The following is a 26137-nucleotide window of genomic DNA, read 5'->3' on the forward strand; positions in this document are numbered from 1 at the left end:
GTAACGCAGCCACGACATCGGGAACGGTCAGGCGTTGGAATAGCGCTCCGTTTCCGGCATCCAGCGTTCGATAAGCGCTTTTGCCTGCTGCGGATACCTTTCATGAATATGACGCGCAATGCGTTGAACTTCGGGAATAATGGCCTGATCGCGCAGTAAATCCGCTACTTTAAACTCGGCATTGCCCGTCTGGCGTGTGCCGAGCAGTTCGCCGGGACCGCGAATTTCTAAGTCTTTTTGCGCAATCACGAAGCCATCGTTACTGTCGCGCAGCACCTGCAGTCGTTTCTGAGCCGTCTTCGATAGAGGAGACTTGTAAAGCAGTACGCAGTGAGAAGCAACCGCGCCGCGACCAACGCGCCCACGGAGCTGATGCAACTGCGCCAGCCCCAGACGCTCCGGGTTTTCGATGATCATCAGGCTGGCATTAGGGACATCCACACCCACTTCAATGACTGTCGTCGCAACCAGCAGATGCAGTTCACCTTGCTTAAACGCCGCCATCACAGCCTGCTTCTCCGCTGGTTTCATCCGGCCATGCACCAGGCCGACGTTCAGCTCCGGTAGGGCCAGCTTCAGCTCTGCCCACGTCGCTTCTGCGGCCTGCGCTTCCAGCAGGTCCGACTCTTCAATCAGCGTGCACACCCAGTAAGCCTGACGCCCTTCCTGGGTACAGGCGTTGCGCACCCGGTCAATAATGTCACTGCGCCGGGTGTCCGGAATGGCGACGGTGGTGACGGGCGTACGTCCCGGCGGCAGTTCATCGATAACGGACGTGTCGAGATCCGCATAAGCGGTCATCGCGAGGGTGCGTGGGATCGGCGTGGCGGTCATGATTAGCTGGTGTGGATGGAAACCCTGCTGCTCGCCTTTTTCCCACAGCGCCAGACGCTGATGCACGCCAAAACGGTGCTGTTCGTCGATAATCACCAGGGCAAGACCGTTAAACTGCACCTGCTCCTGGAAAATAGCGTGTGTTCCCACCACCATTTGCACCTGTCCGCTGGCGATCGCCTCCTGCTGGGCCAGACGCGCCTTTCCTTTCTGCTTGCCGGCCAGCCAGCCCACTTCCACGCCAAGCGGCGCAAACCAGTTACGGAAGTTATTGGCATGTTGTTCTGCCAGCAGTTCGGTGGGCGCCATCAGCGCGACCTGCTTGCCGTGCGCAATCGCCCGCAGTGCGGCAAGCGCCGCTACCAGCGTTTTACCGGAGCCAACATCGCCCTGCACCAGACGCATCATCGGAACGTCCAGCGCCATATCTCGTTCGATTTCCGCGACAACACGCGCCTGTGCGCCCGTGGGTTTAAACGGCAGCGACGCTAAAAGTTGGTTTTTGAGCGTGTCGTTGGCGCTCAGCGGTTGCGCATGGAAACGCTGCGCTCCGGCGCGAAGCGCCAGCATACTCAGATTATGCGCCAGTAATTCTTCAAGGATCAGTCGTCGCTGCGCCGGATGCTGACCGGTTTCCAGATCGCTCAGTAGTAGCGTCGGCGGCGGACGGTGGAGGGTACGCAATGCTTCCGGCAGGCTCATCATGCCCTGCGCGAGTTCCGGCGGCAGCAGTTCGGCAATGGCGCAGGTATCCAGCAGGTCTAACGCCTGGTCGGTCAGCTTGCGCAGCGTCGCCTGCTTGACGCCTTCAGTGGTCGGATAGACAGGGGTCAGGGTTTCCTGTAACTCAGGGGTGCTGAGATCGCCCTGGATACGGTATTCCGGATGAATCATCTCGGCACCGTATTTCCCGCGCTTCGCTTCGCCATAAGCCAGCACCCGACGTCCGCTGGCAAGGCTGTTTTTCATTGCTGCGCTGAAGTTGAAAAAGCGCAGGGTGAGAATGCCGGAGCCGTCGCTTATCTGGCATGTCATCATCCGGCGACCGCCAAAAGTGATGTTGCAGTTCAGCACTTCGCCTTCGACCGTGGCATAAATGCCCGGCAACAGTTCGCCGATGGGATAAAGATGGGTGCGATCTTCATAGCGTAGAGGGAGATGCAAAAGAAGATCCTGCACGGTGTGCAGGCCGATTTTTGCCAGTTTGCTGCTTTGCGCCGCGCCAACGCCCGTTAAGGAACTGAGCGGGACAGCGTCTAACAAGCGGCCCGACACGGGAATTACCCTGCGGCCTGCATGGTGGACCACCAGGAGGCATCCGCCTCGATCTCACCCTGCTGGTTCACCCGCGGGTAGGGCAAGCCTTTACGCCTGGCGACTTTCGCCAGCACCGGATAGCCGCCCTCAAACAGCAGGCGCTGCTGTTCGTCCTCAGGCAGCATACTGTTTTCGCGCAGGTACATACCCGCGTTCTGTCGTTGACGCTGGGCTTCGTAAAGAATCAGCGCGGAAGCGACGGAGACGTTCAGTGATTGCACCATGCCGATCATCGGAATAATAATATCCTGATCCGCAAGGTCTAATGCTTCCTGGGTAATACCGGTTTTTTCCTGCCCCATCAGGATGCAGGTGGGACGGGTATAATCAATGTCGCGAAAATCGACCGCTTTGTCAGACAGATGGGTCGCCAGAACCTGCATGCCCTGACCTTTCAGATGGTTGACCGCCTCGCCAATGGTGCGGTGCGTTTTTACCTGCACCCAACTGTTGCTACCCGCTGCCGCGGAGGCCATGGTGCGCATGCGGCTGCCCGGCCAGACGGCGTGGACTTCATGGACGCCAACAGCGTCTGCGGTACGAATGATCGCAGAAACGTTATGAGGTTTATGAACCTGCTCCATGCAGACGGTCAGATCAGGCTGCCGCCTGGCGAGCATTTCACGGATACGCGCATAACGTTGTTCATTCATAAAACTAGTTTCGGTTACGGGTGACTTTAATCACGTCCGGCATGACGCGGATTTTGCGCATGATATTCGCCAGATGTACGCGATCGCGCGCGGTAAGACGAATAAAGGCGCTGTAGACGCGACCATCTTTTTCTTCTGTATTCAGGCTTTGAATATTGGAGGTCGTGGTGTTGATTGCCGCCGTCAGGTTAGCCAGCGCGCCCTGATGGTTAAACATATCCACTTTGATCTCGGTGATAAATTCCTGCGCCGTCTCTTTGTCCCACTCAACGGCCATAAACTTCTCTGGCTCTTTCTGGTAGCCGCGGATGTTACGGCAGGACTCGTGGTGAATCACCAGGCCTTTACCGGGGCTGACGTGGGCGATGATCGGGTCGCCTGGGATCGGACGGCAGCATTTGGCGAAGGTAATCAGTACGCCGTCTGCGCCTTTGATCGGCAGATGTCCGTGGCCCGTTGCGGCAGGCTGCGCCGTCGTGGTAGACGCCTCACCCTGCTGCAGGTTTTTCGCCACCACCACGCTCATGGCGTTACCGAGGCCGATTTCCGCCAGCAGGTCGTCAAGCGTGGCCAGTTTCATACGTTCAAGCTCGCGCTGGATATTCTCCTGCGGAATTTCAGCCAGTTTACGGCTACCGCCCAGGGCATGGTTGAGCAGGCGGCGCCCGAGGCTAACGGAATCGTCACGTTTAAGGTTTTTCAGCAGTTGACGAATCTTGGCGCGGGCTTTTGAACTGACAACGAAGTTAAGCCACGCGGCATTGGGACGAGCGCCCGGCGCGGTAATGATCTCCACCGTCTGACCGCTGGTAAGCGGCTGTGACAGCGGGTAAGGCTGTCTGTCGACGCGAGCGCCCACGCAGGCGTGACCGATGTCGGTGTGCACGGCGTAAGCGAAGTCGACCGGGGTGGCGCCGGCTGGCAGTTCGACAATGCGGCCTTCCGGGGTGAAAACGTAAATCTCATCCGGGAAAAGATCGGATTTAACGCTTTCAATAAACTCAAAGGAGCTGCCTGCGCTTTGCTGTAGCTCAAGCAGACTCTGCATCCAGCGCTGAGCGCGGATTTGCGCGGTGGTGCTGGTCTCGCCATGCTCTTTATAAGCCCAGTGCGCCGCAACCCCCATCTCCGCCATCTGATCCATATCTTCAGTGCGGATTTGCACCTCAACAGGAACGCCGTGTGGGCCGATCATTGAGGTATGCAGCGACTGGTAGCCGTTCGCTTTCGGAATGGCGATATAGTCCTTCACGCGGCCAGGACGCGGCTTGTAAAGGCTGTGCATCTGGCCGAGCACGCGGTAGCAAGTGTCCGCGTCATGAACGATGACGCGGAAGGCGTAAATGTCCATGATCGAATGAAAACGCTGCTCTTTAAGCACCATTTTGCAGTAGATGGAATAGAGATGCTTCTCGCGTCCACTGACGCGACAGGGAATCCCTGCTTCCTGTAGCCGTCCTTCAATTTCAGAGAGGATTTTCTGGATCATCTCTTTACGGTTGCCGCGAGCGGCTTTGACGACTTCTTTAATTACCCGATAGCGGTTGGGATACAGCGCCTCAAAACCCAGCTCTTCCAGCTCGGTTTTAATGTGATGGATACCTAAACGGTGTGCCAGCGGGCTGTAAATTTCAAGCGTTTCGCGGGCGATGCGGCGACGTTTATCCGGGCGCAAAGAACCCAGTGTGCGCATGTTATGGGTACGGTCAGCAAGTTTGATGAGAATGACGCGGATATCCTGCACCATCGCCATAATCATCTTGCGAAAGTTTTCGGCCTGCGCCTCTTTCTTGTCGCGGAACTTAAGCTTATCAAGCTTCGATACCCCTTCGACCAGTTCAGCAACGCTTTTACCAAATAGCTGCTCCATGTCCTGGTAGGTGGCGGGGGTATCTTCAATCACGTCATGCAACAGCGCGGCCATCAGCGTTTCATAGTCGAGCTTCATCTCGGCCAGAATGCAGGCTACGGCAACAGGGTGCGTGATGTAAGGTTCACCGCTTGAACGTGTCTGGCCCTCGTGAGCGTCACGTGCAACGAGATACGCCTGCCGAAGACGTTTGATTTGGTCTTCAGGCAGGTAGGTTTGAATCAGCTGATTCAGGCTTTCAAACAGATACAAGGGCGACCCGCTTTGTGATTAACGACGACCTTCAGCAATCGCGGTAACGGCTTGTAATTCAGCGGCTTCCTGCTCTTGCTGTTCCTGGCGCTCACGTACGTCGAGGATCTGGTTGTTGATCAGACCTTCTTCGATTTCGCGCAGTGCGATTACGGTAGTTTTATCGTTTTCTTCCGGTACGAGCGGATCCTTTCCGCCTACCTGCATCTGACGAGCGCGACGCGCGGCGACCAGTACCAGGTCAAAACGGTTACCAATTTTCTCTACAGCGTCCTGAACAGTTACGCGTGCCATACTTAAAATGCTCCACAGGTGAAGAAATGACTGGGCATAATACTGAAAGTGGGTTCAGTCTGCCAACAGTTTGCTGATTAAAGCGTCATGGCGCTGCTTTTGGCGGCTCATGCGCAGACGTTCGGCGCGAATGATGGTTTTCAGATCGCCCAGCGCGGTGTCGAAATCATCATTCACAATAAGATAATCATATTCGGCGTAATGGCTCATTTCTGCAACAGCCTGCGCCATCCGTTTTGCGATAACGTCTTCGCTATCCTGACCACGACCACGTAGACGGCGGTCCAGTTCGATTTTGGAGGGCGGCAAAATGAAGATACTCCGCGCATGCGGCATTTTCTGCCGAATTTGCTGAGCGCCCTGCCAGTCGATATCCAGAAAAACATCCACGCCCGTTGCGAGAACTTGCTCAATCGCCTCGCGCGAAGTGCCGTAATAATTACCGAACACTTCGGCGTGCTCAAGGAAGGCATCCTGACCGATCATGGTTCTGAACTCATCGTGGTTGACGAAGAAATAGTGTTCGCCGTGAACCTCACCCGGGCGCGGCGCGCGCGTGGTGTGAGAAACAGAAACCTGGGTGTCGTACAACGGTTGGGTTTTCAATAAAGCCTGAATCAGACTGGATTTACCCGCGCCACTGGGGGCAGAAACAATATAAAGCGTGCCTTGAGCCATGAGTATCTTACGTATGTGATTATCAAATTGAACCTACATACGGGCTTATTATACACGTCACCGCAACGCGACGTAGCTTTTGTCACACTTTTTGCGCCAGATTGTTGCGTTTTGAGAGCCTGTTTCCTGATTTAACCGACATTCTCTGCAACAACCGCGAATGTCTGGAAGCCCGTGCGCAAAAGAATATATTGCCGCTCGGCTTTACCTGTGTGACGCGCTATACCTGCTCGCCAACAGACACGGGAGGCGGTAATGAAAAGAGGGATAGCGATCATAGTAGGGCTGCTGTGGTGTTCGCAGGTCTGGGGGTTATGCCCGACGTGGTCGGCGGCCAGAGCTCAGGACGAGTTATCCCGTTTACAACAACAGATTTCACGTTGGGACGACGCCTACTGGAAGGAGGGGAAAAGCAACGTAGAGGACGGCGTTTACGATCAGTTGCGTGCCCGACTGGTTCAGTGGCAGCGCTGCGTTGGCGAAGACGTATTGCCCGGCGACTTGCCGCCCGCTATTGGCGGCGCTGCCTCCCATCCGGTTGCCCATACCGGCGTTAGAAAGCTGACGGATAAGCGCGCGGTGCGACAATGGATGCGTGAGCGCGGCGATCTGTGGGTGCAACCAAAAGTGGATGGCGTAGCGATTACCCTGGTGTATCGGGAGGGCGCGTTAACCCAGGCGATCAGCCGTGGTGATGGCCTGAAAGGCGAAGACTGGACCGCAAAAGCGCAGCGAATATCAGCCATTCCCCAGACCGTGACGGGGGCGCTGGCAAACAGCGTTCTGCAGGGGGAAATCTTTTTGCCCCAGGAGGGGCATATACAGCAAAAAATGGGAGGCATGAACGCACGTTCAAAAGTGGCTGGCCTGTTGATGCGTAAGGATAACGCCAGCGCATTACGTTCGCTGGGCGTTTTCATCTGGGCCTGGCCCGACGGACCTGATCGCATGGCTGTAAAACTCAGTCAACTGAGCGCTGCGGGCTTTACGTTGACGGAAAAGTATACTCTGTTAGTGAAAAGCGCTGAAGACGTTGAGCGTGCCCGCACGCGGTGGTGGACGTCAGGCTTGCCTTTTGTGACCGATGGTGTCGTTGTCCGGACTGGCGACGAGCCAGCATCGCGCGACTGGTTGCCGGGGCAGGGAAACTGGCTGGCGGCCTGGAAATATCCGCCAGTGGCCCAGGTGGCGGAAGTCACGGCGATCCATTTCACGGTCGGTAAGAGCGGAAAAGTTGCAGTAGTGGCGATGCTCGCTCCCGTCATGCTGGATGATAAACGGGTGCAGCGGGTGAATCTCGGTTCGATCAGGCGCTGGCAAGAGTGGGATATCGCGCCGGGCGATCATATTCTCGTCAGCCTTGCTGGACAAGGGATCCCGCGCATTGATAAGGTGGTCTGGCGCGTTAGCGATCGGACAAAACCCGCGCCGCCGGAAAATCGCTATAACTCGTTGACCTGTTTCTATGCCACCGCTGAATGCCAGGAGCAGTTTATCTCCCGGTTGGTCTGGATTGGCTCGCGTGGCGCGTTAGGGATAGAGGGGATAGGTGAGTCGGGTTGGCGAGCGCTTCATCAACATCATCATTTTGCGCATATCTTTTCGTGGCTTGCTCTGACGCCTGAGCAAATCAAGAACACGCCTGGGTTAGCGCAGGCCAAAGGCGAGCAGCTTTGGCATCAGTTCAACCTCGTCCGCAAACAGCCGTTTACCCGCTGGCTAATGGCGATGGGAATACCACTGACGCAGACCGCGTTAAATGCCAGTGGGGCGCGTTCATGGCAGCAGATGGTCTCGAACAGCGCACACTACTGGCAGCAACTTCCCGCAACAGGCGCACGCCGTGCTGCATGGGTTATCCAGTGGCTCGCTCACGCAGAAATAAAAGCGCTCAGCCAGTGGCTGGGGAGTCAGCGTATTGATGGCTTTAGCGCTCAGTGACCCTCATGGCGATAATAAAATACCGGCAAACCCAGCTTAAGACGGAGCGCCAGCAAACGTGCGACAAAACCGAACATTAGCGTTGAGATCACAACAACGTCATGGCTGGAGACATAGTGCTGCAAGATAATGTAAAGCACGGCGGAGGCGAAGGAGACGCCAGCGTACAGTTCTTTCTGAAAGACAAGCGGAATGCGTTTGCAGAACATATCGCGTAATACGCCGCCGAAAACGCCCGTTGTCACGGCAGCAACGACGGCAATTATGGGTCCGTGCCCCATATCCAGCGCGACCTGGGCACCAATTATTGAAAAGACGACCAGCCCTAAAGCGTCTAACACCAGAAAGAGTTTGCGCAGGTAAGGCATCACCGGTGCCACAATGGTGGTCAGAACAGCGGCGGTGGCGACGATGATGACGTATTCGGGATGTTTCACCCAACCGAGAGGATAGTGACCAAGCAGAATATCACGAACGGAACCGCCACCGATGGCTGTCGCGGTAGCAATAATAATGACGCCAAAAGTATCCATACGGCGACGACCCGCGGCCAGCGCGCCCGTCATGGCCTCAGCGGTGATTCCTATCAGGTACAGAATATGTAACAGCATGACTCTCCCTCATCTTTAGCGCGGTAGAGAGTAGCGATTTGTGCGGTATATCACGATTGAGATTTTCTAACGCAATGGCTTTTTAATAAATTTCGCTCATGCGACTATGCCACTCAACCCATCTTACATAGGGTATTCGATAAAAATAGGTTGTTATAATGATGAGAAAATATAATGCCTGGGAGACAGATAAGTTGATATTCAGGGAAACGTAACGCCGCCCGAACGCAGCGGGCGACGTTTGATGGCATTTACTCGATATTCTGGATCTGCTCGCGCATTTGCTCGATCAACACTTTCAGTTCGATGGCGGAGTTAGTGACGTCGGCATTGATAGATTTTGACGCCAGCGTATTCGATTCACGGTTGAATTCCTGCATCATAAAGTCCAGACGGCGGCCCACCGCCTCTTTTTTCTTCAGGATGTTGTAGGTTTCTTTGACGTGAGCTTCCAGGCGATCCAGTTCTTCCGCCACATCAATACGCTGGGCCATCATCACCAGCTCCTGTTCCAGACGGTTATTTTCCAGCTGCACCTGAGCGTCTTCCAGTTTGGCGACCAGACGTTCACGTTGCCATTGCAGGATTTCTGGCATATGGGCGCGAACTTTTACCACTTCGGCGCTGACGCCCTCCAGACGCTGTTCGATGAGCGCTTTCAGTGCTTGCCCTTCTGTTTCGCGGGCAATAATGAAGTCGTCCAGCGCGCCGTCCAGCGCGGTCAGGATTTCAGCGGCAATGGCATCGAGATCCTGCTCCTGAGCTGCCATAACGCCGGGCCAGCGCAGGATATCAACCGGATTGATTTCCCCTTCATCGCTCTGCATTTTGACCCAGTTGGCCGCGTTCACCAGCTGTTTGGCGAGTTTCTCATTGAGAATGAGTTCGCCCTGCGCGCTGGCGTCGGGCTCAAAACGTAGCGTGCATTCGATTTTCCCACGCGTCAGGCGCGTACGGATACGTTCGCGAACAACAGGCTCAAGGCTACGGAACTGCTCCGGCAGACGAAAGTAAGTTTCCAGATAACGCTGGTTTACCGAGCGCATTTCCCAGGTCGCGCTACCCCATTCACCCTTGATTTCACGCCGGGCGTAGGCGGTCATACTGCGGATCATAGACGTTCCTGTTTTTAAAGGAGAGATGGGACGATTATAGCCATCCCGGCCTTGTCAGGATAGGAATAAGAGCGGGAAGTCCGTATAATGCGCAGCCACATTCGTTTCAAGCCGGAGATTTCAATATGCGTCCAGCAGGCCGTAGCGCTAATCAGGTGCGTCCCGTAACCCTGACCCGTAACTATACAAAACATGCTGAAGGCTCGGTGCTGGTCGAATTTGGCGATACTAAAGTGCTGTGCACCGCCTCGATTGAAGAAGGCGTCCCGCGCTTTCTGAAAGGGCAGGGCCAGGGCTGGATCACGGCGGAATATGGCATGCTGCCGCGCGCGACCCATACCCGTAACGCTCGTGAAGCGGCGAAAGGTAAGCAGGGTGGGCGCACGATGGAAATCCAGCGTCTTATCGCCCGCGCGCTGCGCGCTGCGGTGGATCTCAAAACGCTGGGCGAATTTACCATCACGCTGGACTGCGACGTGATCCAGGCCGACGGCGGTACGCGTACGGCATCCATTACTGGTGCCTGCGTTGCGCTGGCCGATGCGCTGAATAAGCTGGTGGCAAGCGGTAAGCTAAAAACCAATCCAATGAAAGGCATGGTGGCGGCAGTATCCGTCGGGATCGTCAACGGTGAAGCGCTTTGCGATCTGGAGTACGTCGAAGACTCCGCAGCAGAAACGGACATGAATGTTGTGATGACCGAAGACGGGCGCATCATTGAAGTACAGGGCACGGCAGAAGGCGAGCCGTTTAGCCATGAAGAACTGCTCACCCTGTTGGCGTTGGCCCGGGGGGGAATCGAATCCATTGTCGCGACGCAGAAGGCGGCGTTGGCAAATTGATTTTAAGGCGACCAGTGAGTCGCCTTTTTTTTGTCTGCGGTTTTCGAAACAGATTTCGTAAATGATGAAAGTGAAAGAGGAGCGAATCCATGAAACCATATCAGCGCCAGTTTATTGAATTTGCGCTTAACAAACAGGTACTCAAGTTTGGCGAATTTACGCTGAAATCCGGGCGCAAAAGCCCCTATTTCTTCAACGCCGGGCTGTTTAATACCGGGCGCGATCTGGCACTGTTAGGCCGTTTTTATGCCGAAGCGTTAGTGGATTCCGGAATTGAATTCGATCTGCTCTTTGGTCCTGCTTACAAAGGCATCCCGATTGCGACAACCACCGCGGTCGCGCTGGCTGAGCACCATGACAAAGATCTGCCGTACTGTTTTAACCGCAAAGAAGCGAAAGATCACGGCGAGGGCGGTAGCCTGGTCGGTAGCCCACTGCAGGGGCGCGTTATGCTGGTCGATGATGTGATCACTGCCGGTACCGCGATACGCGAGTCGATGGAGATTATCCAGGCCAACGGCGCGACGCTGGCAGGCGTGCTGATCTCTCTGGATCGTCAGGAACGGGGTCGCGGTGAAATCTCCGCCATTCAGGAGGTTGAACGCGACTACGGCTGTCAGGTGATTTCTATCATCACCCTGCAAGACCTGATTGCCTATCTTGAAGAGAAGCCGGAAATGGCTGGTCATCTGGCGGCGGTGCGGGCGTATCGCGAAGCGTATGGTGTGTAATTTACGGACCCGGTAGCGTTGCGCTTACCGGAGCTGTGTTATTTCTTTGTAAGCCGGATAAGGCGAAACCGCCATCCGGCTTTTTGTTATTGCAACTGCGCAGCGAGCAACGGCCAGCGGGCGTCGAAATCATCCGTAGGACGGTATTTGAATTCGCTACGCACAAAACGTGAAAGCATGCCTTCACAGAAGGCCAATATCTGGCTTGCCAGCAGCGTTTCGTCCGTAACGTATCCTTCGCCTTCGCGCATACGCTTTTCGCGCAGCACTTGACGTAGCTGCGCCTCTATACGCTCAAACAGTTGATTAATGCGACCCTGCAAACGGTCCTGTTCAAACATCAGCGCATGGCCGGTCAGGATACGCGTCAGCCCAGGGTTACGTTCACCGAATCCCAGAATCAGCAACACAATCAGACGCAAACGGGTGCTGGTGTCTTTTTCATCTTTCAGTATCAGGTTGATACGCGTGATCAGGCTGTCTTCGATAAACTCTATCAGGCTATCGAACATGCGAGTCTTGCTGGGAAAGTGACGATACAACGCCGCTTCGGACACGCCGACAGAAGCCGCCAGTTTTGCCGTGGTGATGCGTTGGCTTCCATCGCTGGATTCCAGCATCAGCGCCAGAGACTGAAGTATTTCTTCGCGACGGTTCCTTTTCGCAGTTTGTTTTTCTGCCATGTTACAAAATACCCCTGAAAATAAGCACTTGCCAGGCGAGCATCCACACTATGACCGCAAACCCGGCGTTTGCGGTGATGTTATGACGTTATTGGGATGCGTAATGCCTTACTTACGACCGGAATGGCCGAAACCGCCCTCACCACGATCGGTGGCGTCAAAATCTTCTACCAGATTAAATTCAGCCTGCACAACCGGCACGAAAACCATCTGCGCAATACGTTCGCCTGGCTCAATGGTGAAGCTGTCCTGCCCACGGTTCCAGACAGAAACCATCAACTGCCCCTGATAGTCGGAATCGATCAGGCCCACCAGGTTGCCCAATACGATACCATGCTTATGGCCCAGGCCAGAACGCGGCAGGATAACGGCAGCCAGAGACGGATCGGCGATATGAATAGCCAGGCCGGTTGGCAGCAGGGTGGTTGCGCCCGGCGCCAGTTCTACGGCGTCATCGAGACAGGCTCGCAGGTCAAGTCCGGCAGAACCGGAGGTGGCATAGGTCGGCAGCGGGAATTGCTTGCCAACACGCGGGTCCAGAATCTTAACGTCGATTTTTTTCATCATAACGGGTCACGATCTCGTCGAGTAATAATTGGCCCAGGAGTGCTTTGCGCTCAAGCGGTAAGACTTTATCTCCATCCTGCCAGAAAAGGTGTAACGCATTGCTGTCGCTATTAAATCCTTGATTAGAAAGCGAAACGTCGTTAGCGCAGATCAGATCAAGGTTTTTACGGATACGCTTTTGCCGGGCGTATTCTTCCACATTATTTGTTTCCGCGGCAAACCCAACGACAAAGGGGCGAGAATCTTTCAGCGCGGCGACCCCGGCGATAATGTCAGGGTTTTTGACCATTTTTACTGTTAATTCATCTCCCTGCGTGGCCTGTTTTTTTATTTTTTCACTGGCGACGGCGGCGGCCCGATAGTCTGCCACCGCCGCACAGCCGATAAAAATATGCTGTTGCTTAACGGCGGACTGAACCGCAGCTTCCATCTCCAGTGCGGTCATGACGTCTACACGCTGCACAAAAGGCGGCGTGGGTAATGACACCGGACCGGAAACCAGCGTGACGTTTGCGCCACGGCGAGCGGCAGCGGCGGCGATAGCAAAGCCCATCTTACCGGAGCTGTGATTGGAAATATAACGCACCGGATCGAGCGGCTCGCGCGTCGGGCCCGCGGTAATCATGATGTTAAGATGTTGCAGGTCGTTGACAGGCGAAAAATGCGCCGCGGCCATATCAACGATAGTCAGGGGATCCAACATCCGCCCCGGGCCGACATCGCCGCACGCCTGGCTACCGCTATCCGGTCCCCAGATTATCAGGCCGCGAGAGGCGAGCTCCGCCAGATTATGCTGTGTGGCGGCAGCGCGGTACATTTGCTGGTTCATCGCCGGTAACACGGCAACGGGCGCCGGTGTCGCCAGACAAATCGTGGAAACCAGATCGTTGGCCATCCCCGCGGCAACCCGTGCGATGAGATCCGCCGTGGCGGGGGCAAGAATCACTAAATCAGCCCATTTTCCCAGCTCAATATGACCCATTGCGGCTTCCGCTGCGGGATCAAGCAGGCTGTCCGAAACAGGATACCCGGAAACCGCCTGTAGGCTCAGTGGGGTGATAAAGGCTTTTGCCGCTTCGGTCATTGCCACACGGACATCAGCGCCGCGTTCGCGCAGGCGACGCACCAGTTCAGGGGTTTTGTAGGCGGCTATACCGCCGCTGACGCCGAGAACGATCTTTTTACCGGCCAGGCTCATCATGATATTTCCTGTTGGGTGACACCAGAAGGCGGACATTTTATCACAATCCTTAAACTGCCGTGTGCTCGCTCATGAATCACTTTGCGAGGCGCTACGCAGGCGTGAAAACTCACCGTCGAATCCCCAAAAGCGCTATGCCAACATGCCCGCTGGCAGAGGGGAGAGAAAAATGGAAACCGTTGAGTGCAGATGGCCGAGGGAAAAATTGTTGGCGCAGGGGGTTGAGACGCTCACGGATGCCGAGCTGCTGGCGCTCTTTTTACGTACGGGAACGCAGGGGAAAGATGTTTTTACGTTGGCGAAAGAGATCCTCAACCATTTTGGGTCTTTGTACGGCTTGCTGACTGCCGACTACGCCCAGTTCGTTAAGGTCACAGGGATTGGCGTGGCAAAGTATGCGCAGTTGAAGGGAATTGCGGAGCTGGCGCGGCGCTTTTATGACGTTCGGCTTAAAGAAGAAAATCCGTTACTGAGTCCGGAAATGACGCGAGCGTTTCTGCGCAGCCAGTTCGCCGGCGAAGAACGTGAGGTGTTTATGGCGATTTTCCTTGACGCTCAGCACAAGGTTATTAAACATAGCCGCCTTTTCTCGGGGACGCTGAGCCATGTTGAGGTGCATCCACGTGAAATTGTTCGGCAGGCGATCAAAATTAACGCTTCAGCGGTGATCCTTGCCCATAATCACCCGTCGGGGTGTGCAGAGCCGAGCAAAGCGGATAAACTCATCACCGAGCGTGTGGTAAAATGCTGCCAGTTCATGGACATCCGTGTGCTTGATCATCTTGTTATGGGGCGCGGCGAGTACGTTTCTTTTGCGGAACGCGGTTGGATTTGACCGACTTTGCGCGATCCATCGGGATCTTTGTCTGTTCGGGACTTGAGCACATCGCTGACTCAGCGTATACTACGCCACCTTTGAGAATCTCGGGTTTGGCATTTGGGCCTGGCAATCGAGAGTTCAATAGAACTATGCGATGACCGGGCTGTAAAGCCTGACGAGGCGCCGATACCCCATACGAAGCTCGAGCTAATTTGATTTTTGGAGAATAGACATGTCCCGAGTCTGCCAAGTTACTGGCAAGCGTCCGGTGACCGGTAACAACCGTTCCCACGCACTGAACGCGACTAAACGCCGCTTCCTGCCTAACCTGCACTCTCACCGTTTCTGGGTTGAGAGCGAAAAGCGTTTTGTCACCCTGCGTGTATCTGCTAAAGGTATGCGTGTAATTGATAAGAAAGGCATCGAAACAGTTCTGTCCGAACTGCGTGCCCGTGGCGAAAAGTACTAAGTACTTAAAGAGGAAATAAATCATGGCTAAAGGTATTCGTGAGAAGATCAAGCTGGTTTCTTCTGCTGGTACTGGTCACTTCTATACCACTACGAAGAACAAACGTACTAAGCCGGAAAAACTGGAACTGAAAAAATTCGATCCAGTTGTTCGTCAGCACGTGATTTACAAAGAAGCGAAAATTAAATAATTCTCGCTTTGCTGTAACGAAAAACCTCGCTCAGGCGGGGTTTTTTGTTTTCTGGCTGTCCCCATATAAGTGAGAGCGGAAACACAACCGGAGACGCTATGCCTGAATTACCTGAAGTCGAAACCAGCCGCCGCGGTATTGAGCCGCATCTGGTCGGGGCCAAAATTCTGCATGCTCATGTGCGTAATGGCCGTCTGCGTTGGCCAGTCTCTGAAGAGATCTACCGTCTGAGCGACCAGCCGGTGCTCAGCGTTCAGCGCCGTGCCAAATATCTTCTGCTGGAGCTTCCTGACGGATGGATCATTATCCATCTGGGAATGTCGGGCAGCTTGCGTATCCTTCCTGAAGAGCTTCCTGCTGAAAAGCATGATCACGTCGACTTAGTGATGAGCAATGGTAAAGTTCTGCGCTACACCGATCCTCGTCGTTTTGGCGCCTGGCTGTGGACGAAGGTGCTGGAAGGGCATAACGTGCTGGCGCATCTGGGGCCTGAACCGCTCAGCGACGATTTCAACGGCGAGTATTTGCATCAGAAGTGCGTGAAAAAGAAAACGGCGATTAAACCCTGGTTGATGGACAACAAGCTGGTGGTGGGCGTCGGGAATATTTACGCCAGTGAGTCTCTGTTTGCCGCAGGCATCCATCCTGACCGTCTGGCATCCTCGTTGTCTGAAGCGGACTGTGAACTGTTGGTGCGGGTGATTAAGGCCGTTTTACTGCGATCCATCGAGCAGGGCGGGACGACGCTAAAAGATTTTCTGCAAAGTGATGGCAAGCCGGGCTATTTTGCTCAGGAACTGCAGGTATATGGCCGTAAGGGCGAGCCGTGCAGAGTGTGCGGTACGCCGATTATCGCGACGAAACACGCCCAGCGCGCGACGTTTTACTGTCGCCGCTGTCAGAAGTAAAACGTAAAGAGATGGCCGGATGACATCCGGCATTAGCCGTTTAGTTAAGCTTATCCATTAACGCTTGATGGATATTGTCTGGCAGGAAGTGGGTGACATCGCCCGCATGGCGCGCCACCTCTTTAACCAGCGACGAAGAAATAAAAGACCACTCCTTCGACGGCATTAAAAACACGCTTTCCAGCTCTGGCATCAGATGACGGTTCATGTGCGCCAGCTGCATCTCATATTCAAAATCCGCCACGGCGCGGAGTCCGCGAATCAGGATAGTCGCCTGCTGTTCGCGGGCAAAATTTGCCATCAAATCACTGAAACCCCGCACCTCGACGTTGGGCAAGTGCGCAGTAGCCTGGCGCGCGAGGGCGACGCGCTCGTCCAGCGAAAACAGGGGTTTTTTACTGGGGCTGGCGGCAATCGCCAGAATGACGTGGTCAAACATCTGCGTGGCGCGCGTGATGATATCGATATGGCCGTTGGTCAGCGGGTCAAACGTGCCCGGATAGATTGCCCGTTTTTGCATAACAGCCCTCAATGCGTTTTCGGTGGCAGATAAGGTTCCAGCAGTTGCAGTAAGCGCTGGAGCGCGCCCTGGTTTTGGTACAGCACTTCAACTGCGTGACGACCATAAAAATTACGATAATCGGCGTCGGTCAGTAAAGAGGAAACTTCTTTGGCGAGGCTGGTGGCGTCGGTGACGGTAATCAGACCGCTGGCTTGCTCCAGACGAGCGCAGATATCTTTAAAGTTAAAGGTGTGAGGACCCATCAGCACCGGGATCGCGTGCGCGGCAGCTTCCAGCGGGTTATGCCCACCTCGCTCAACCAGCGATCCTCCGACAAAGGCGAGATCCGCAATGCCGTAAAGCAGCATGAGTTCACCCATTGTATCGCCAACCACCACCTGGGTACTGGCCGAGGGCACCTCGCCAGAAGAGCGTGTGGTGTAACTGAGACCTGCCTCACGAACGAGATTAATCGCATCCGGGAAGCGCTCCGGATGACGGGGCACGAGGATCAGCAGCAGGTTGGGGAACTGGTGGAGCAATGCCTGATGCGCGGCGATGACAATACTCTCTTCGCCATCATGAGTGCTGGTGGCGATCCACACCGGGCGGTGGGGGGCCCACTGACGGCGCAGCGTAACCGCTTTTGCCGCAAGCTGCGGCGTAACGGAGATATCAAACTTCAGGCTGCCGGTTACGGTGACCTGATTATTCTTCGCGCCCAGCGTCACAAAGCGCTGACCATCTTCTTCATTTTGCGCCGCAATTAGCGTAATACGGCGAAGGATTCGGCGGATAAATTTCCCCAGCTTCGCGTAACCGTTGGCAGAACGGGCGGAAAGACGCGCATTGGCGATGACCAGCGGGATGTTGCGCTTATGCAGCGCGGCGATCAGGTTCGGCCACAGTTCGGTTTCCATAATCAATACCAGTTTGGGGTCGACCTTATTGAGGAAGCGGCCAAGCGCATCGGGTAAATCATAGGGAAGATAGACGTGCTGGACATCGCTGCCGAAAGCGGACTGAACCCGCTCAGAGCCGGTTGGCGTCATGGTGGTGACGGTAATCGGCAGATCAGGATAGCGATGCCGTAACGCGCGAACTAAAGGAATAGCCGCCAGCGTTTCGCCGACGGAGACAGAATGAAGCATGATCCCGCCCGGCTTAAGAGGGCGGCGGTAAAAGCCGTAGCGTTCACCCCAGCGTTTACGGTAGGCCGGGGCCTTACGTCCGCGCACCCACAGCCGTATCCAGATCAGCGGCTGAATCAGGTAAAGAAGGGCGGTGTAAAGCAATTCGAGCATAGTAAATAGCTGACTTATGGATGTGCTGGGGATTCTATGTATTTAGCCAGGGCTTTACCATTACTTTTCCTGTTTTTGACTTAAATAGCCTTAAGTCTGGCTAATAAAGCCTGTCAGACACAGAATTTTTGCATTTTTATGCGATTTATTGATTTTTGCGCCCTGAAGTGGGCATCGTGCGTTTGATAAGCCGTTAAGAAAGCCCAGATAAATTAATTATCAATATGATTTAAAAAACAAAAAATCGCTAACTGCTTAAAGTTTATTCGTGTCGGATCGCAGCGAAAGAAGTGATACACTAGCGGATAAAAGTCAGTGCGGTATCAGTAATCGGGTAGCTGTTGAGCCTGGGGCGGTAGCGTGCTTTTTTCTGCTTAAATTACCGGATAATCACAACAAAAGAGTCGCGTGTGGAAAAGCCTTTTCGAAAAATTCTGGTTATCAAGATGCGTTTCCACGGGGATATGCTTTTAACCACTCCCGTTATTAGTACGCTGAAAAAAAATTATCCTGACGCCAAAGTCGATGTGCTTCTTTACCAGGACACGATACCTATTTTGTCTGAAAACCCTGAGATAAATGCGCTTTATGGCATCAGTAATAAGGGGGCGGGAACGGCAGATAAAATCAAAAATGCGCTTTCGCTGATTAAGACTTTACGCAGTAATCAGTATGACCTGGTCATTAATCTTACCGACCAGTGGATCGTGGCGCTGATAGTCCGGTGCCTGAATGCCAGGGTAAAAATATCCCAGGACTTTGCCAACCGTCAGTCCGTCTTCTGGAAAAACAGTTTTACGCACCTCGTTCCCTACCGCGGCGAACATGTCGTCGAGCGGACATTGTCTGCGCTCTGCCCGCTTGGGCTGGAGCATGTGGTAACGGAAACGACGATGAGTTATCTGCCAGAGCACTGGGAAAACATGCGTCAGCAGCTGGCGAAACTCGGCGTGACGCGCCAGTATGTGGTGATTCAGCCAACCGCAAGGCAATTATTTAAGTGCTGGGATAACGAAAAATTTTCCCGCGTCATTGATGCCCTTGAACGTCGTGGTTATCAGGTTGTGCTGACGTCCGGCCCGTCCGCAGACGATTTAGCCTGCGTAGAAGAAATCGCCCAGGGGTGTGAAACCAAACCGGTTACTGGCCTTGCGGGAAAAACCCGCTTCCCTGAATTAGGCGCATTGATCGACCATGCCGCGCTCTTTATTGGCGTCGATTCTGCACCCGGACACATTGCCGCCGCGGTTAAAACACCGGTGATATGCCTTTTTGGCGCGACAGACCACGTTTTCTGGCGTCCCTGGACTGACAATATTATTCAGTTTTGGGCGGGAGATTATCAGACAATGCCTCAGCGACGTGAACTGGATCGAAATAAAAAATATATGTCCGTTATACCTGCAGAGGACGTCATTGCGGCGACGGAAAAAATGTTGCCACAAAATGCGCAAATTATTGGGATGGATGCGTCGGTATGATCGTTGCTTTTTGTCTGTATAAGTATTTTCCGTTTGGCGGATTACAACGTGACTTCCTGCGTATTGCGCAAACCGTCGCTGCGCGTGGACATCAGGTTCGCGTTTACACTCAGTCCTGGGAAGGGGAATATCCCGAAGGATTCGAACTGATTCACGTGCCGGTAAAATCACGGACCAACCACGGACGTAATGCAGAGTATTACGCGTGGGTGCAGACGCATCTGCGAGCGCATCCGGTGGATCGGGTCGTCGGCTTTAACAAAATGCCGGGTCTGGATGTCTATTTTGCCGCTGATGTCTGTTATGCCGAGAAGGTTGCGCAGGAGAAAGGTTTTTTCTATCGCCTGACATCCCGTTACCGCCACTATGCGGCGTTTGAACGGGCGACGTTCGAACAGGGTAAGTCCACGCAGCTGATGATGCTGACCGATAAACAGATTGCTGATTTCCAGAAGCATTATCAAACCGAAGCGGAACGTTTCCATATCCTCCCGCCGGGGATCTATCCGGACAGAAAATACAGTGCGCAAATCCCGGACGCTCGCGAGGTTTATCGTCAGAAGAACGGGATCGCCGGACAGCAAAATTTGTTGTTGCAGGTGGGGTCCGACTTTACGCGTAAAGGCGTGGATCGATCGATTGAAGCGCTGGCTTCCCTGCCGGAGGCGCTGCGCCACAATACGCTGCTGTATGTTGTTGGTCAGGACAAGCCCAGAAAATTTGAAGCGCTGGCGGAAAAACGCGGCGTACGGGGTAATGTGCATTTTTTCTCCGGGCGTAATGATGTGGCAGAGCTGATGGCCGCCGCTGATATACTGCTGCACCCTGCTTACCAGGAAGCGGCAGGTATCGTTTTGCTTGAGGCGATTGCCGCCGGGTTGCCGGTCCTCACGTCGGCGGTATGTGGTTTTGCCCACTATATTGAAGACGCTAACTGTGGTGTTGCCATCACTGAGCCCTGGAAACAAGAAGCACTAAACGACATTTTACGTAAAGCGCTGACGCAGCCATCATTGCGCAACGCATGGGCTGAAAACGCACGCCATTATGCGGATACGCAAGATTTGTACAGTCTGCCGGAAAGAGCGGCCGACATCATTACAGGTGGTCTGGATGGTTGAACTGAAGGAACCGTTAGCCACGTTATGGCGCGGTAAAGATGCTTTTGAGGAAGTTAAAACGCTGCAGGGAGACGTTTTCAGGGAACTGGAAACCCGCCGTACGCTGCGATTTGAACTGGCGGAGAAAAGCTATTTCCTTAAATGGCATCGGGGCACTTCGCTCAAAGAGATCGTCAAAAATTTACTTTCGCTACGCATGCCGGTTTTAGGGGCTGACAGAGAGTGGAACGCCATCCATCGTCTCCGGGATGTGGGGGTGGATACTATGCACGGAGTGGGTTTTGGTGAGAAAGGTTTAAATCCGCTGACCAAAACTTCGTTTATTATTACCGAAGATCTAACGCCCACTATCAGCCTGGAAGATTACTGCGCAGAATGGGCGTCAAACCCGCCTGACGTAAAGATTAAGCGAATGCTTATTCACCGCGTCGCAACGATGGTTCGTAAAATGCACGCGGCCGGTATCAATCACCGCGACTGCTATATTTGCCACTTTCTCCTGCACCTGCCCTTTTCGGGGCATGAGAGCGAGCTTAAGGTGTCCGTCATCGATCTCCATCGTGCGCAAATTCGAAGCAAAGTGCCTCGCCGCTGGCGTGATAAGGATCTGATCGGCTTGTATTTCTCGTCCCTGAATATTGGCTTGACGCAGCGGGATATCTGGCGGTTTTTGCAGGTGTACTTTGAGGCGCCGTTAAGCGCGATTCTACGGGATGAAACCAAGTTATTAAGTGCAGCAAAAATTAAAGCAGAAAAAATAAAAGAAAGAACAATAAGAAAAAAATTATAACTACTTTAAATTTAATAGTAAATCAGGAACTAAAATTGACTGACACATGTAATTATATTGAACACAAGAAACAGTTGTTTTCAGCGGTTCAACATTTATCTGAGCCACTTCATATTGCATTCTGTTTTGATAATGGATTCTTAATGCCCGCAGGGGTTGCTGCCTTCTCTGTTATTGAAAATAATAAAGATATTAACTTACATTTCCATCTTCTGGTATCAAATGTTTCAGATAATGATCTTTCTTTATTCAGGGAACTAAAGAAACCTAACGTCGCGATAACCGTTTATCATATTGTTGATGATTTCAATATAAATCCGGAAACCTTGGTATTAGGTATCCCTTTATCAACGTGCCTTCGATTCTTAATACCCAAGGTTATTGATGAATCTATTAATCATGTCCTTTACCTCGACTGTGATGTAATATGTTATGGAAGCCTGGCGCATTTAGTGAACTATGATTTACAGAATTATATCGCCGGTGTCGTTTCTGATTCACCGGAAATGCAGGCCCGTGTAAATACGCTAGGGTATGGTATTAAATTCCATAATTATTTTAATGCTGGTGTTATTTTAATTAACAACATTGAATGGAGAAGGAATGGCATAACCGCGAAATCACTAGAAATGATCAATAGTGGTAAAGTGTTTCGATATGCCGATCAAGACGTTTTAAATATTCTGCTCAATGGGAGCTTAAAATACCTGGATGGAAAGTATAATAATAAAACAACGCTAAATGTTTATCGTGATGCAGAGGCAGAAAGTCGATCTGAGTCTATAATCATGCATTATGTAACTCCGAATAAACCGTGGTATAAGATATTTGAAGCAAATCTTTTTAACGATTATTACTCTCGCTCACCCTGGAAGAACACCAAGAGGTACTTATCTCCTTCGGCAAGTGAAATTAGACTGAAAGCAAAGAAAGTTTGGCGCGAAAAAAATTATAGTATGGCTGTGTTATATTATCTGCGTTACTTCTCAGCAAAGATATTCAAAATCAGATTTTAGGCAGAAAGGTTATCCTGCATGAAAGTAGCATTTATAGGTGAAGCTGTTTCAGGTTTTGGTGGCATGGAAACGGTTATCCGGGATGTCATTAACCACTTACAAGAAAAACCCTTCGGGCATACCTGCGACATGTTTTTCTTTTGTCGAAATGACAAAATGGATAAAGCATGGTTGAATAATATCAACTATTCATGCTCTTTCTCAAACACCCGACTCGGTTTTTTGCGTCGCGCAAAGCATATTAATGCATTTAGCCAGTGGCTAAAAGAAACACGGCCTGATGTTGTGATTTGTATTGACGTGTTATCTTGTCTTTTTGCCAGTAAAGCGCGAAAAAAATCGGGTGTGGATTTTACCCTTTTTTCCTGGCCACATTTTTCGCTTGATCATAAAAAACATGCTGAGTGTATCACCCATGCAGATTACCATCTGGCAATAAGCTCCGGGATTAAAGAGCAGATGATAGCGCGTGGTATAGAGCAAAGTCGAATCAGCGTTATTTTTAATCCGGTATCAAGAAAATCGACTATCGTTTATCCACCTGAGCCGGGTCAGCCTGCGGTATTCCTTTACGTTGGGCGCATGAAGTTCGAAGGGCAAAAAAGAATCAAGGACTTGCTCGATGGGCTGTCTCGAGCGGAAGGGGATTGGCGACTACATGTGATTGGCGATGGTTCTGATTTTGAGAAATGTCAAAAGTACGGGCAGGACCTGGGGATTGGCGAACGTATTACCTGGCATGGATGGCAGGGTTCTCCGTGGGATGTGGTAAAGAAAGAGATAAAAAACGTGACGGCGTTATTACTGACGTCCTCTTTTGAGGGTTTTCCAATGACGTTACTGGAAGCAATGTCATATGGTATACCCTGCATCAGTTCTGACTGTATGTCGGGTCCGCGCGATATAATTCAACCGGGTATAAATGGTGAACTATTCCCTCCTGGGGATATCAAGCAATTCGTTAACCTGCTAAATCATTCTATTGCAGGCAGTGTGATATATAATAATAATCTGATTCCAGCCTCCATCGATAACTTCTATAATGATGTTTATTTTGAAAATTTAGAAAGCATAATTTCTGCTAAAAATAATAAGTGATCACTATGACGACAAAATACTTTGACGAAAAAGTCATTCAGCAGACTTTAGATTATAATTATACAGAGCATAGTGATGTTGAATGTTTTAACATTGCCTATGGCATCGACAAGAACTTTCTGTTTGGCTGTGGCGTATCCATTGCTTCTATTCTGATCGCTAACCCAGAAATACCGCTGGCATTTCATGTCTTCACAGATTTTTTCAGCGATGACGATCGTGCGCGTTTTCATGCGCTGGCTAAACAATATTCTACTCGGATCGTTGTCCATTTAGTGGATTGCGAGCAACTGAAATCATTACCCAGCACAAAAAACTGGTCCTACGCGACATATTTTCGATTTATCATCGCCGATCGCTTTGCGGGTAAAACCGATAAGGTGCTGTACCTGGATGCGGATATTGCCTGTAAAGGAAGCATTCAGGAACTGGTTGATCTGCAGTTTACCGAGCATGAAATTGCAGCAGTTGTTGCCGAAGGAGAAACCGAATGGTGGACGAAACGTTCGGTCAGTCTGGCAACGCCGGGTCTGGTGTCCGGTTATTTCAATGCAGGCTTCTTACTTATCAATATTCCTCGCTGGGCGCAGGAAGATATCTCGCGTAAAGCCATTGAGATGTTGCGCGATCCGGATGTTGTTCAGCGCATAACGCACCTGGATCAGGATGTACTCAATATGCTGCTGGTGGGCAAGGCGCGTTTTGTGGATAAAAAGTTCAATACCCAGTTCAGCATTAACTATGAATTAAAGGAAAAGGTGTTAAACCCTGTCAATGAAAGCACCGTGTTTATTCATTATATCGGTCCGACAAAACCATGGCATCAGTGGGGAAATTATCCTGTTGCTCAAAGCTTTTTGAATGCGAAAAAGTTGTCACCCTGGTCTAGTGTTGACTTGCTAAAACCTAAAAATAGCCATCAGTTGCGCTATGCAGCAAAGCACATGTTTAACCAGAAAAAGTACATTGCTGGTGTGATGGATTATTTATATTACTTTAAAAGTAAGCTTGTTAAATAAATATAACTATAGGTGATGCAGTGAACTCATTTCCTGAAATAGAGATAACAGAGTTTAAAGTTTTTGATGAACGCTTAAATGACTGCGATGAAACGTTACATATCTCTTATGGCATTGATGAGAATTATCTTGATGGCGTGGGTGTCTCCATTTCTTCTGTTCTCCTGCATAATAAAATAAATGTCGAATTTCATATTATCTGCGATCATTATGTCCAGGGTTTCATTGAAAAAATAGCCTTACTTGCGAATCAGTATCACATTAAAATTTCGCTTTACATCATCAACGTGAATTGCCTTGAAGTTTTGCCAAGAACAAAAGTCTGGTCCAGGGCGATGTATTTTCGCCTGTTTGCATTTGATTATCTTCGTCAAAAAATGGATAGATTACTCTATCTTGATGCCGATGTTGTCTGCAAAGGATCGCTTGAGGCGCTTTTAGCGATAGATCTGACAGATAAAGTTGCTGCGGTTGTTAAAGATGTTGATTCTATCCAGGCTAAAGTTGATGAGCGCTTACCCGCTTATCATTTACAGGGGTGCTACTTTAACTCTGGCGTTGTGTTAGTCAATCTCCAGCAGTGGACGGCGCAGTGTTTAACAGAACATGCGCTTTCACTGTTAACCGGAGAAGAAGGTCAATCTCCATTTTTCAAATATCCCGATCAGGATGTGTTAAATATCCTGCTAATTGATAAAGTGATCTTTTTACCACGCGAATACAATACTATTTATACCATTAAAAGTGAATTGAAAGATAAAACACACCTGAATTATTTAAACGTCATTACTAATAATACAAAATTGATTCATTATACCGGGGCAACTAAACCCTGGCATGCTTGGGCAAAGTATCCTTCTGTTATTTATTTCACCACTGCGCAGGTTAAGTCACCATGGCAGACTGTCCCGGCTAAAAATGCAAGAACCATGGTGGAGTACAAAAAAAGGTATAAACATCTTCTGGTTCAGAAGCATTATTTACAAGGAATAATCGCAGGCGCCGCCTATCTCTATCGAAAAATTTTAGCGAAATAAATTTCCCACAATTATGATTACTGAAACAAAAATAAAAAATTATACTGTCTTCGTTAAACAAGACGGGCAAAAATACATCGATATTTTCACTGATTTTCTTAACCACAATCTTAGCGTATTAAAAGTCTTTCGTAGTATTGAAGATACCAAGGTCGTATTGATCGATACCGAGCATGGTAAATATATTCTGAAGATTTTTCACCCTAAAATAAAAAACACTGAGCGATTTTTCAAATCGCTGGTGAAAGGGGACTACTACGAAAAACTTTTCTACCAGACGGATCGTGTTCGCCAGGAAGGGTATGATGCGTTAAATGATTTTTATCTGTTGGCAGAAGTGAAAACGCTGCGTTATGTCCACACCTATATCATGATTATTGAGTACATCGAAGGTGTGGAACTGGCCGACATGTCTGACATCTCGTCTGACATAAAGAGTAAGATTAAGCATTCGATCGAGGGACTTCACCAACATGGTATGGTCTCAGGCGACCCGCATAAGGGTAACTTTATATTACAGGATGGTGAGATAAGGATCATTGACCTGTCCGGAAAAAGACCCTCTCGTCAACGGATGGCTAAAGACAGAATCGATTTAGAACGTCATTATGGCATTGAAAACACGAGCAAAGATCTGGGTTACCATCTTTTGGTCTACAAGAAAAAATGGCGTAATTTTTTGCGTCGTCTGAAAGGCAAAAGTGTGCGCTAAGTTTGACTGTGATATCCCGGATATTGCAATTGGCAGGTCTAAATGCAAAAATGGCGTTGTATATTTTATGAGCAGGTTCAG

Annotated in this window: 27 protein-coding genes; 15 read left to right on the forward strand and 12 right to left on the reverse strand. The window is 51.4% G+C overall.

Annotation, left to right across the window (positions count from 1 at the left end; all coding sequences use genetic code 11):
• Nucleotides 1-27: 27 nt before the first annotated feature.
• From recG to gmk, 5 genes are read right to left on the reverse strand one after another with little or no spacing between them, the layout of a single operon-like run.
• On the reverse strand, nt 28-2109 hold the full coding sequence (gene recG / locus JY391_RS00455) for an ATP-dependent DNA helicase RecG (RefSeq protein ID WP_211935068.1): 2082 nt from the start codon (nt 2107-2109) through the stop codon (nt 28-30).
• Nucleotides 2110-2114: 5 nt separating this feature from the next.
• Nucleotides 2115-2804, reverse strand: coding sequence for a tRNA (guanosine(18)-2'-O)-methyltransferase TrmH (trmH, locus tag JY391_RS00460; protein ID WP_042287075.1), 690 nt, complete (start codon nt 2802-2804; stop codon nt 2115-2117).
• Between the two features lie 4 nt (nt 2805-2808).
• Complete coding sequence (gene spoT, locus JY391_RS00465) at nt 2809-4926, reverse strand: bifunctional GTP diphosphokinase/guanosine-3',5'-bis pyrophosphate 3'-pyrophosphohydrolase (RefSeq protein WP_042287072.1); 2118 nt, start codon at nt 4924-4926, stop codon at nt 2809-2811.
• Between the two features lie 18 nt (nt 4927-4944).
• A complete protein-coding gene (rpoZ, locus tag JY391_RS00470) occupies nt 4945-5220 on the reverse strand; it encodes a DNA-directed RNA polymerase subunit omega (RefSeq protein ID WP_000135058.1) in 276 nt (91 codons plus the stop codon).
• A gap of 54 nt (nt 5221-5274) precedes the next feature.
• A complete protein-coding gene (gene gmk, locus JY391_RS00475) occupies nt 5275-5898 on the reverse strand; it encodes a guanylate kinase (protein ID WP_042287070.1) in 624 nt (207 codons plus the stop codon).
• Nucleotides 5899-6153: 255 nt separating this feature from the next.
• Here gmk and ligB point away from each other — a divergent pair, with 255 nt between their 5' ends.
• The gene (gene ligB / locus JY391_RS00480; RefSeq protein ID WP_211935069.1) at nt 6154-7839 is read left to right on the forward strand and encodes an NAD-dependent DNA ligase LigB; all 1686 of its coding nucleotides are present in this window, start codon (nt 6154-6156) and stop codon (nt 7837-7839) included.
• Here the strand turns inward: ligB and JY391_RS00485 are convergent.
• Together JY391_RS00485 and JY391_RS00490 are read right to left on the reverse strand one after the other, a co-directional pair.
• The gene (locus tag JY391_RS00485; RefSeq protein ID WP_042287064.1) at nt 7833-8450 is read right to left on the reverse strand and encodes a trimeric intracellular cation channel family protein; all 618 of its coding nucleotides are present in this window, start codon (nt 8448-8450) and stop codon (nt 7833-7835) included. The two genes, ligB and JY391_RS00485, sit on opposite strands and share 7 nt — an antisense overlap.
• A 251-nt stretch (nt 8451-8701) precedes the next feature.
• Nucleotides 8702-9565 carry a YicC/YloC family endoribonuclease gene (locus JY391_RS00490; RefSeq protein WP_042287061.1) on the reverse strand — a complete coding sequence of 288 codons (864 nt, stop codon included), beginning with the start codon at nt 9563-9565 and terminating at the stop codon, nt 8702-8704.
• 125 nt (nt 9566-9690) lie between these two features.
• Here JY391_RS00490 and rph point away from each other — a divergent pair, with 125 nt between their 5' ends.
• Both rph and pyrE read left to right on the forward strand, forming a co-directional pair.
• Nucleotides 9691-10407 (forward strand): ribonuclease PH, encoded by a 717-nt coding sequence (gene rph, locus JY391_RS00495; RefSeq protein ID WP_042287059.1) that lies wholly within the window; start codon nt 9691-9693, stop codon nt 10405-10407.
• Between the two features lie 89 nt (nt 10408-10496).
• Nucleotides 10497-11138, forward strand: coding sequence for an orotate phosphoribosyltransferase (gene pyrE / locus JY391_RS00500; RefSeq protein WP_042287057.1), 642 nt, complete (start codon nt 10497-10499; stop codon nt 11136-11138).
• Nucleotides 11139-11224: 86 nt separating this feature from the next.
• Here pyrE and slmA read toward each other — a convergent pair whose 3' ends face one another.
• The 3 genes from slmA to coaBC all read right to left on the reverse strand — a co-directional run bounded on the left by slmA (nt 11225) and on the right by coaBC (nt 13586).
• The gene (gene slmA, locus JY391_RS00505) at nt 11225-11821 is read right to left on the reverse strand and encodes a nucleoid occlusion factor SlmA (protein WP_042287055.1); all 597 of its coding nucleotides are present in this window, start codon (nt 11819-11821) and stop codon (nt 11225-11227) included.
• Nucleotides 11822-11929: 108 nt separating this feature from the next.
• Complete coding sequence (dut, locus tag JY391_RS00510) at nt 11930-12388, reverse strand: dUTP diphosphatase (RefSeq protein WP_060570270.1); 459 nt, start codon at nt 12386-12388, stop codon at nt 11930-11932.
• Nucleotides 12366-13586: a bifunctional phosphopantothenoylcysteine decarboxylase/phosphopantothenate--cysteine ligase CoaBC gene (coaBC, locus tag JY391_RS00515; RefSeq protein WP_211935761.1), complete on the reverse strand. Its 1221-nt coding sequence runs from the start codon at nt 13584-13586 to the stop codon at nt 12366-12368. The genes dut and coaBC overlap by 23 nt, the downstream gene beginning before the upstream one ends.
• 172 nt (nt 13587-13758) lie before the next feature.
• On the opposite strand from coaBC, the gene radC reads away from it, so the two are divergent.
• From radC to mutM, 4 genes are all read left to right on the forward strand, one after another.
• Nucleotides 13759-14424: a RadC family protein gene (gene radC / locus JY391_RS00520; protein ID WP_042287048.1), complete on the forward strand. Its 666-nt coding sequence runs from the start codon at nt 13759-13761 to the stop codon at nt 14422-14424.
• Between the two features lie 217 nt (nt 14425-14641).
• Entirely contained in the window at nt 14642-14878 is a 237-nt protein-coding gene (gene rpmB, locus JY391_RS00525) for a 50S ribosomal protein L28 (protein WP_003024071.1), read from the forward strand.
• Between the two features lie 22 nt (nt 14879-14900).
• The gene (rpmG, locus tag JY391_RS00530; protein ID WP_001051798.1) at nt 14901-15068 is read left to right on the forward strand and encodes a 50S ribosomal protein L33; all 168 of its coding nucleotides are present in this window, start codon (nt 14901-14903) and stop codon (nt 15066-15068) included.
• Nucleotides 15069-15166: 98 nt separating this feature from the next.
• Nucleotides 15167-15976, forward strand: coding sequence for a bifunctional DNA-formamidopyrimidine glycosylase/DNA-(apurinic or apyrimidinic site) lyase (gene mutM / locus JY391_RS00535; RefSeq protein ID WP_042287044.1), 810 nt, complete (start codon nt 15167-15169; stop codon nt 15974-15976).
• A 40-nt stretch (nt 15977-16016) separates the two neighbouring features.
• On the opposite strand, the gene coaD is transcribed toward mutM, so the two are convergent.
• The gene (gene coaD, locus JY391_RS00540; protein WP_042287041.1) at nt 16017-16496 is read right to left on the reverse strand and encodes a pantetheine-phosphate adenylyltransferase; all 480 of its coding nucleotides are present in this window, start codon (nt 16494-16496) and stop codon (nt 16017-16019) included.
• An 8-nt stretch (nt 16497-16504) separates the two neighbouring features.
• Complete coding sequence (gene waaA / locus JY391_RS00545) at nt 16505-17782, reverse strand: lipid IV(A) 3-deoxy-D-manno-octulosonic acid transferase (protein WP_042287039.1); 1278 nt, start codon at nt 17780-17782, stop codon at nt 16505-16507.
• A gap of 410 nt (nt 17783-18192) precedes the next feature.
• Between waaA and rfaQ the strand changes: the two genes are divergently transcribed.
• Genes rfaQ through rfaY form a run of 8 tightly spaced genes read left to right on the forward strand, consistent with a single transcriptional unit; the run spans nt 18193 to nt 26056 of the window.
• Nucleotides 18193-19263, forward strand: a complete 1071-nt coding sequence (gene rfaQ, locus JY391_RS00550; protein ID WP_181822326.1) for a lipopolysaccharide core heptosyltransferase RfaQ — start codon at nt 18193-18195, stop codon at nt 19261-19263.
• On the forward strand, nt 19260-20384 hold the full coding sequence (locus JY391_RS00555) for a glycosyltransferase family 4 protein (protein WP_211935070.1): 1125 nt from the start codon (nt 19260-19262) through the stop codon (nt 20382-20384). The genes rfaQ and JY391_RS00555 overlap by 4 nt, the downstream gene beginning before the upstream one ends.
• Nucleotides 20377-21174: a lipopolysaccharide core heptose(I) kinase RfaP gene (gene rfaP, locus JY391_RS00560; RefSeq protein ID WP_211935071.1), complete on the forward strand. Its 798-nt coding sequence runs from the start codon at nt 20377-20379 to the stop codon at nt 21172-21174. Before JY391_RS00555 ends, rfaP begins: the two co-directional genes overlap by 8 nt.
• Nucleotides 21175-21209: 35 nt before the next feature.
• Complete coding sequence (locus JY391_RS00565) at nt 21210-22190, forward strand: glycosyltransferase family 8 protein (protein WP_374197222.1); 981 nt, start codon at nt 21210-21212, stop codon at nt 22188-22190.
• Nucleotides 22191-22208: 18 nt separating this feature from the next.
• Nucleotides 22209-23288 carry a lipopolysaccharide 1,6-galactosyltransferase gene (gene waaB / locus JY391_RS00570; protein WP_211935072.1) on the forward strand — a complete coding sequence of 360 codons (1080 nt, stop codon included), beginning with the start codon at nt 22209-22211 and terminating at the stop codon, nt 23286-23288.
• A 5-nt stretch (nt 23289-23293) separates the two neighbouring features.
• Nucleotides 23294-24307: a lipopolysaccharide 3-alpha-galactosyltransferase gene (waaO, locus tag JY391_RS00575; RefSeq protein WP_211935073.1), complete on the forward strand. Its 1014-nt coding sequence runs from the start codon at nt 23294-23296 to the stop codon at nt 24305-24307.
• 20 nt (nt 24308-24327) lie between these two features.
• The gene (locus JY391_RS00580) at nt 24328-25344 is read left to right on the forward strand and encodes a glycosyltransferase family 8 protein (protein ID WP_211935074.1); all 1017 of its coding nucleotides are present in this window, start codon (nt 24328-24330) and stop codon (nt 25342-25344) included.
• A 13-nt stretch (nt 25345-25357) separates the two neighbouring features.
• Nucleotides 25358-26056: a lipopolysaccharide core heptose(II) kinase RfaY gene (gene rfaY / locus JY391_RS00585; RefSeq protein WP_211935075.1), complete on the forward strand. Its 699-nt coding sequence runs from the start codon at nt 25358-25360 to the stop codon at nt 26054-26056.
• Nucleotides 26057-26137 lie beyond the last annotated feature (81 nt).

The organism is Citrobacter sedlakii (genome assembly GCF_018128425.1).
In the GTDB taxonomy this organism is placed as follows: Bacteria; Pseudomonadota; Gammaproteobacteria; order Enterobacterales; family Enterobacteriaceae; genus Citrobacter_A; species Citrobacter_A sedlakii.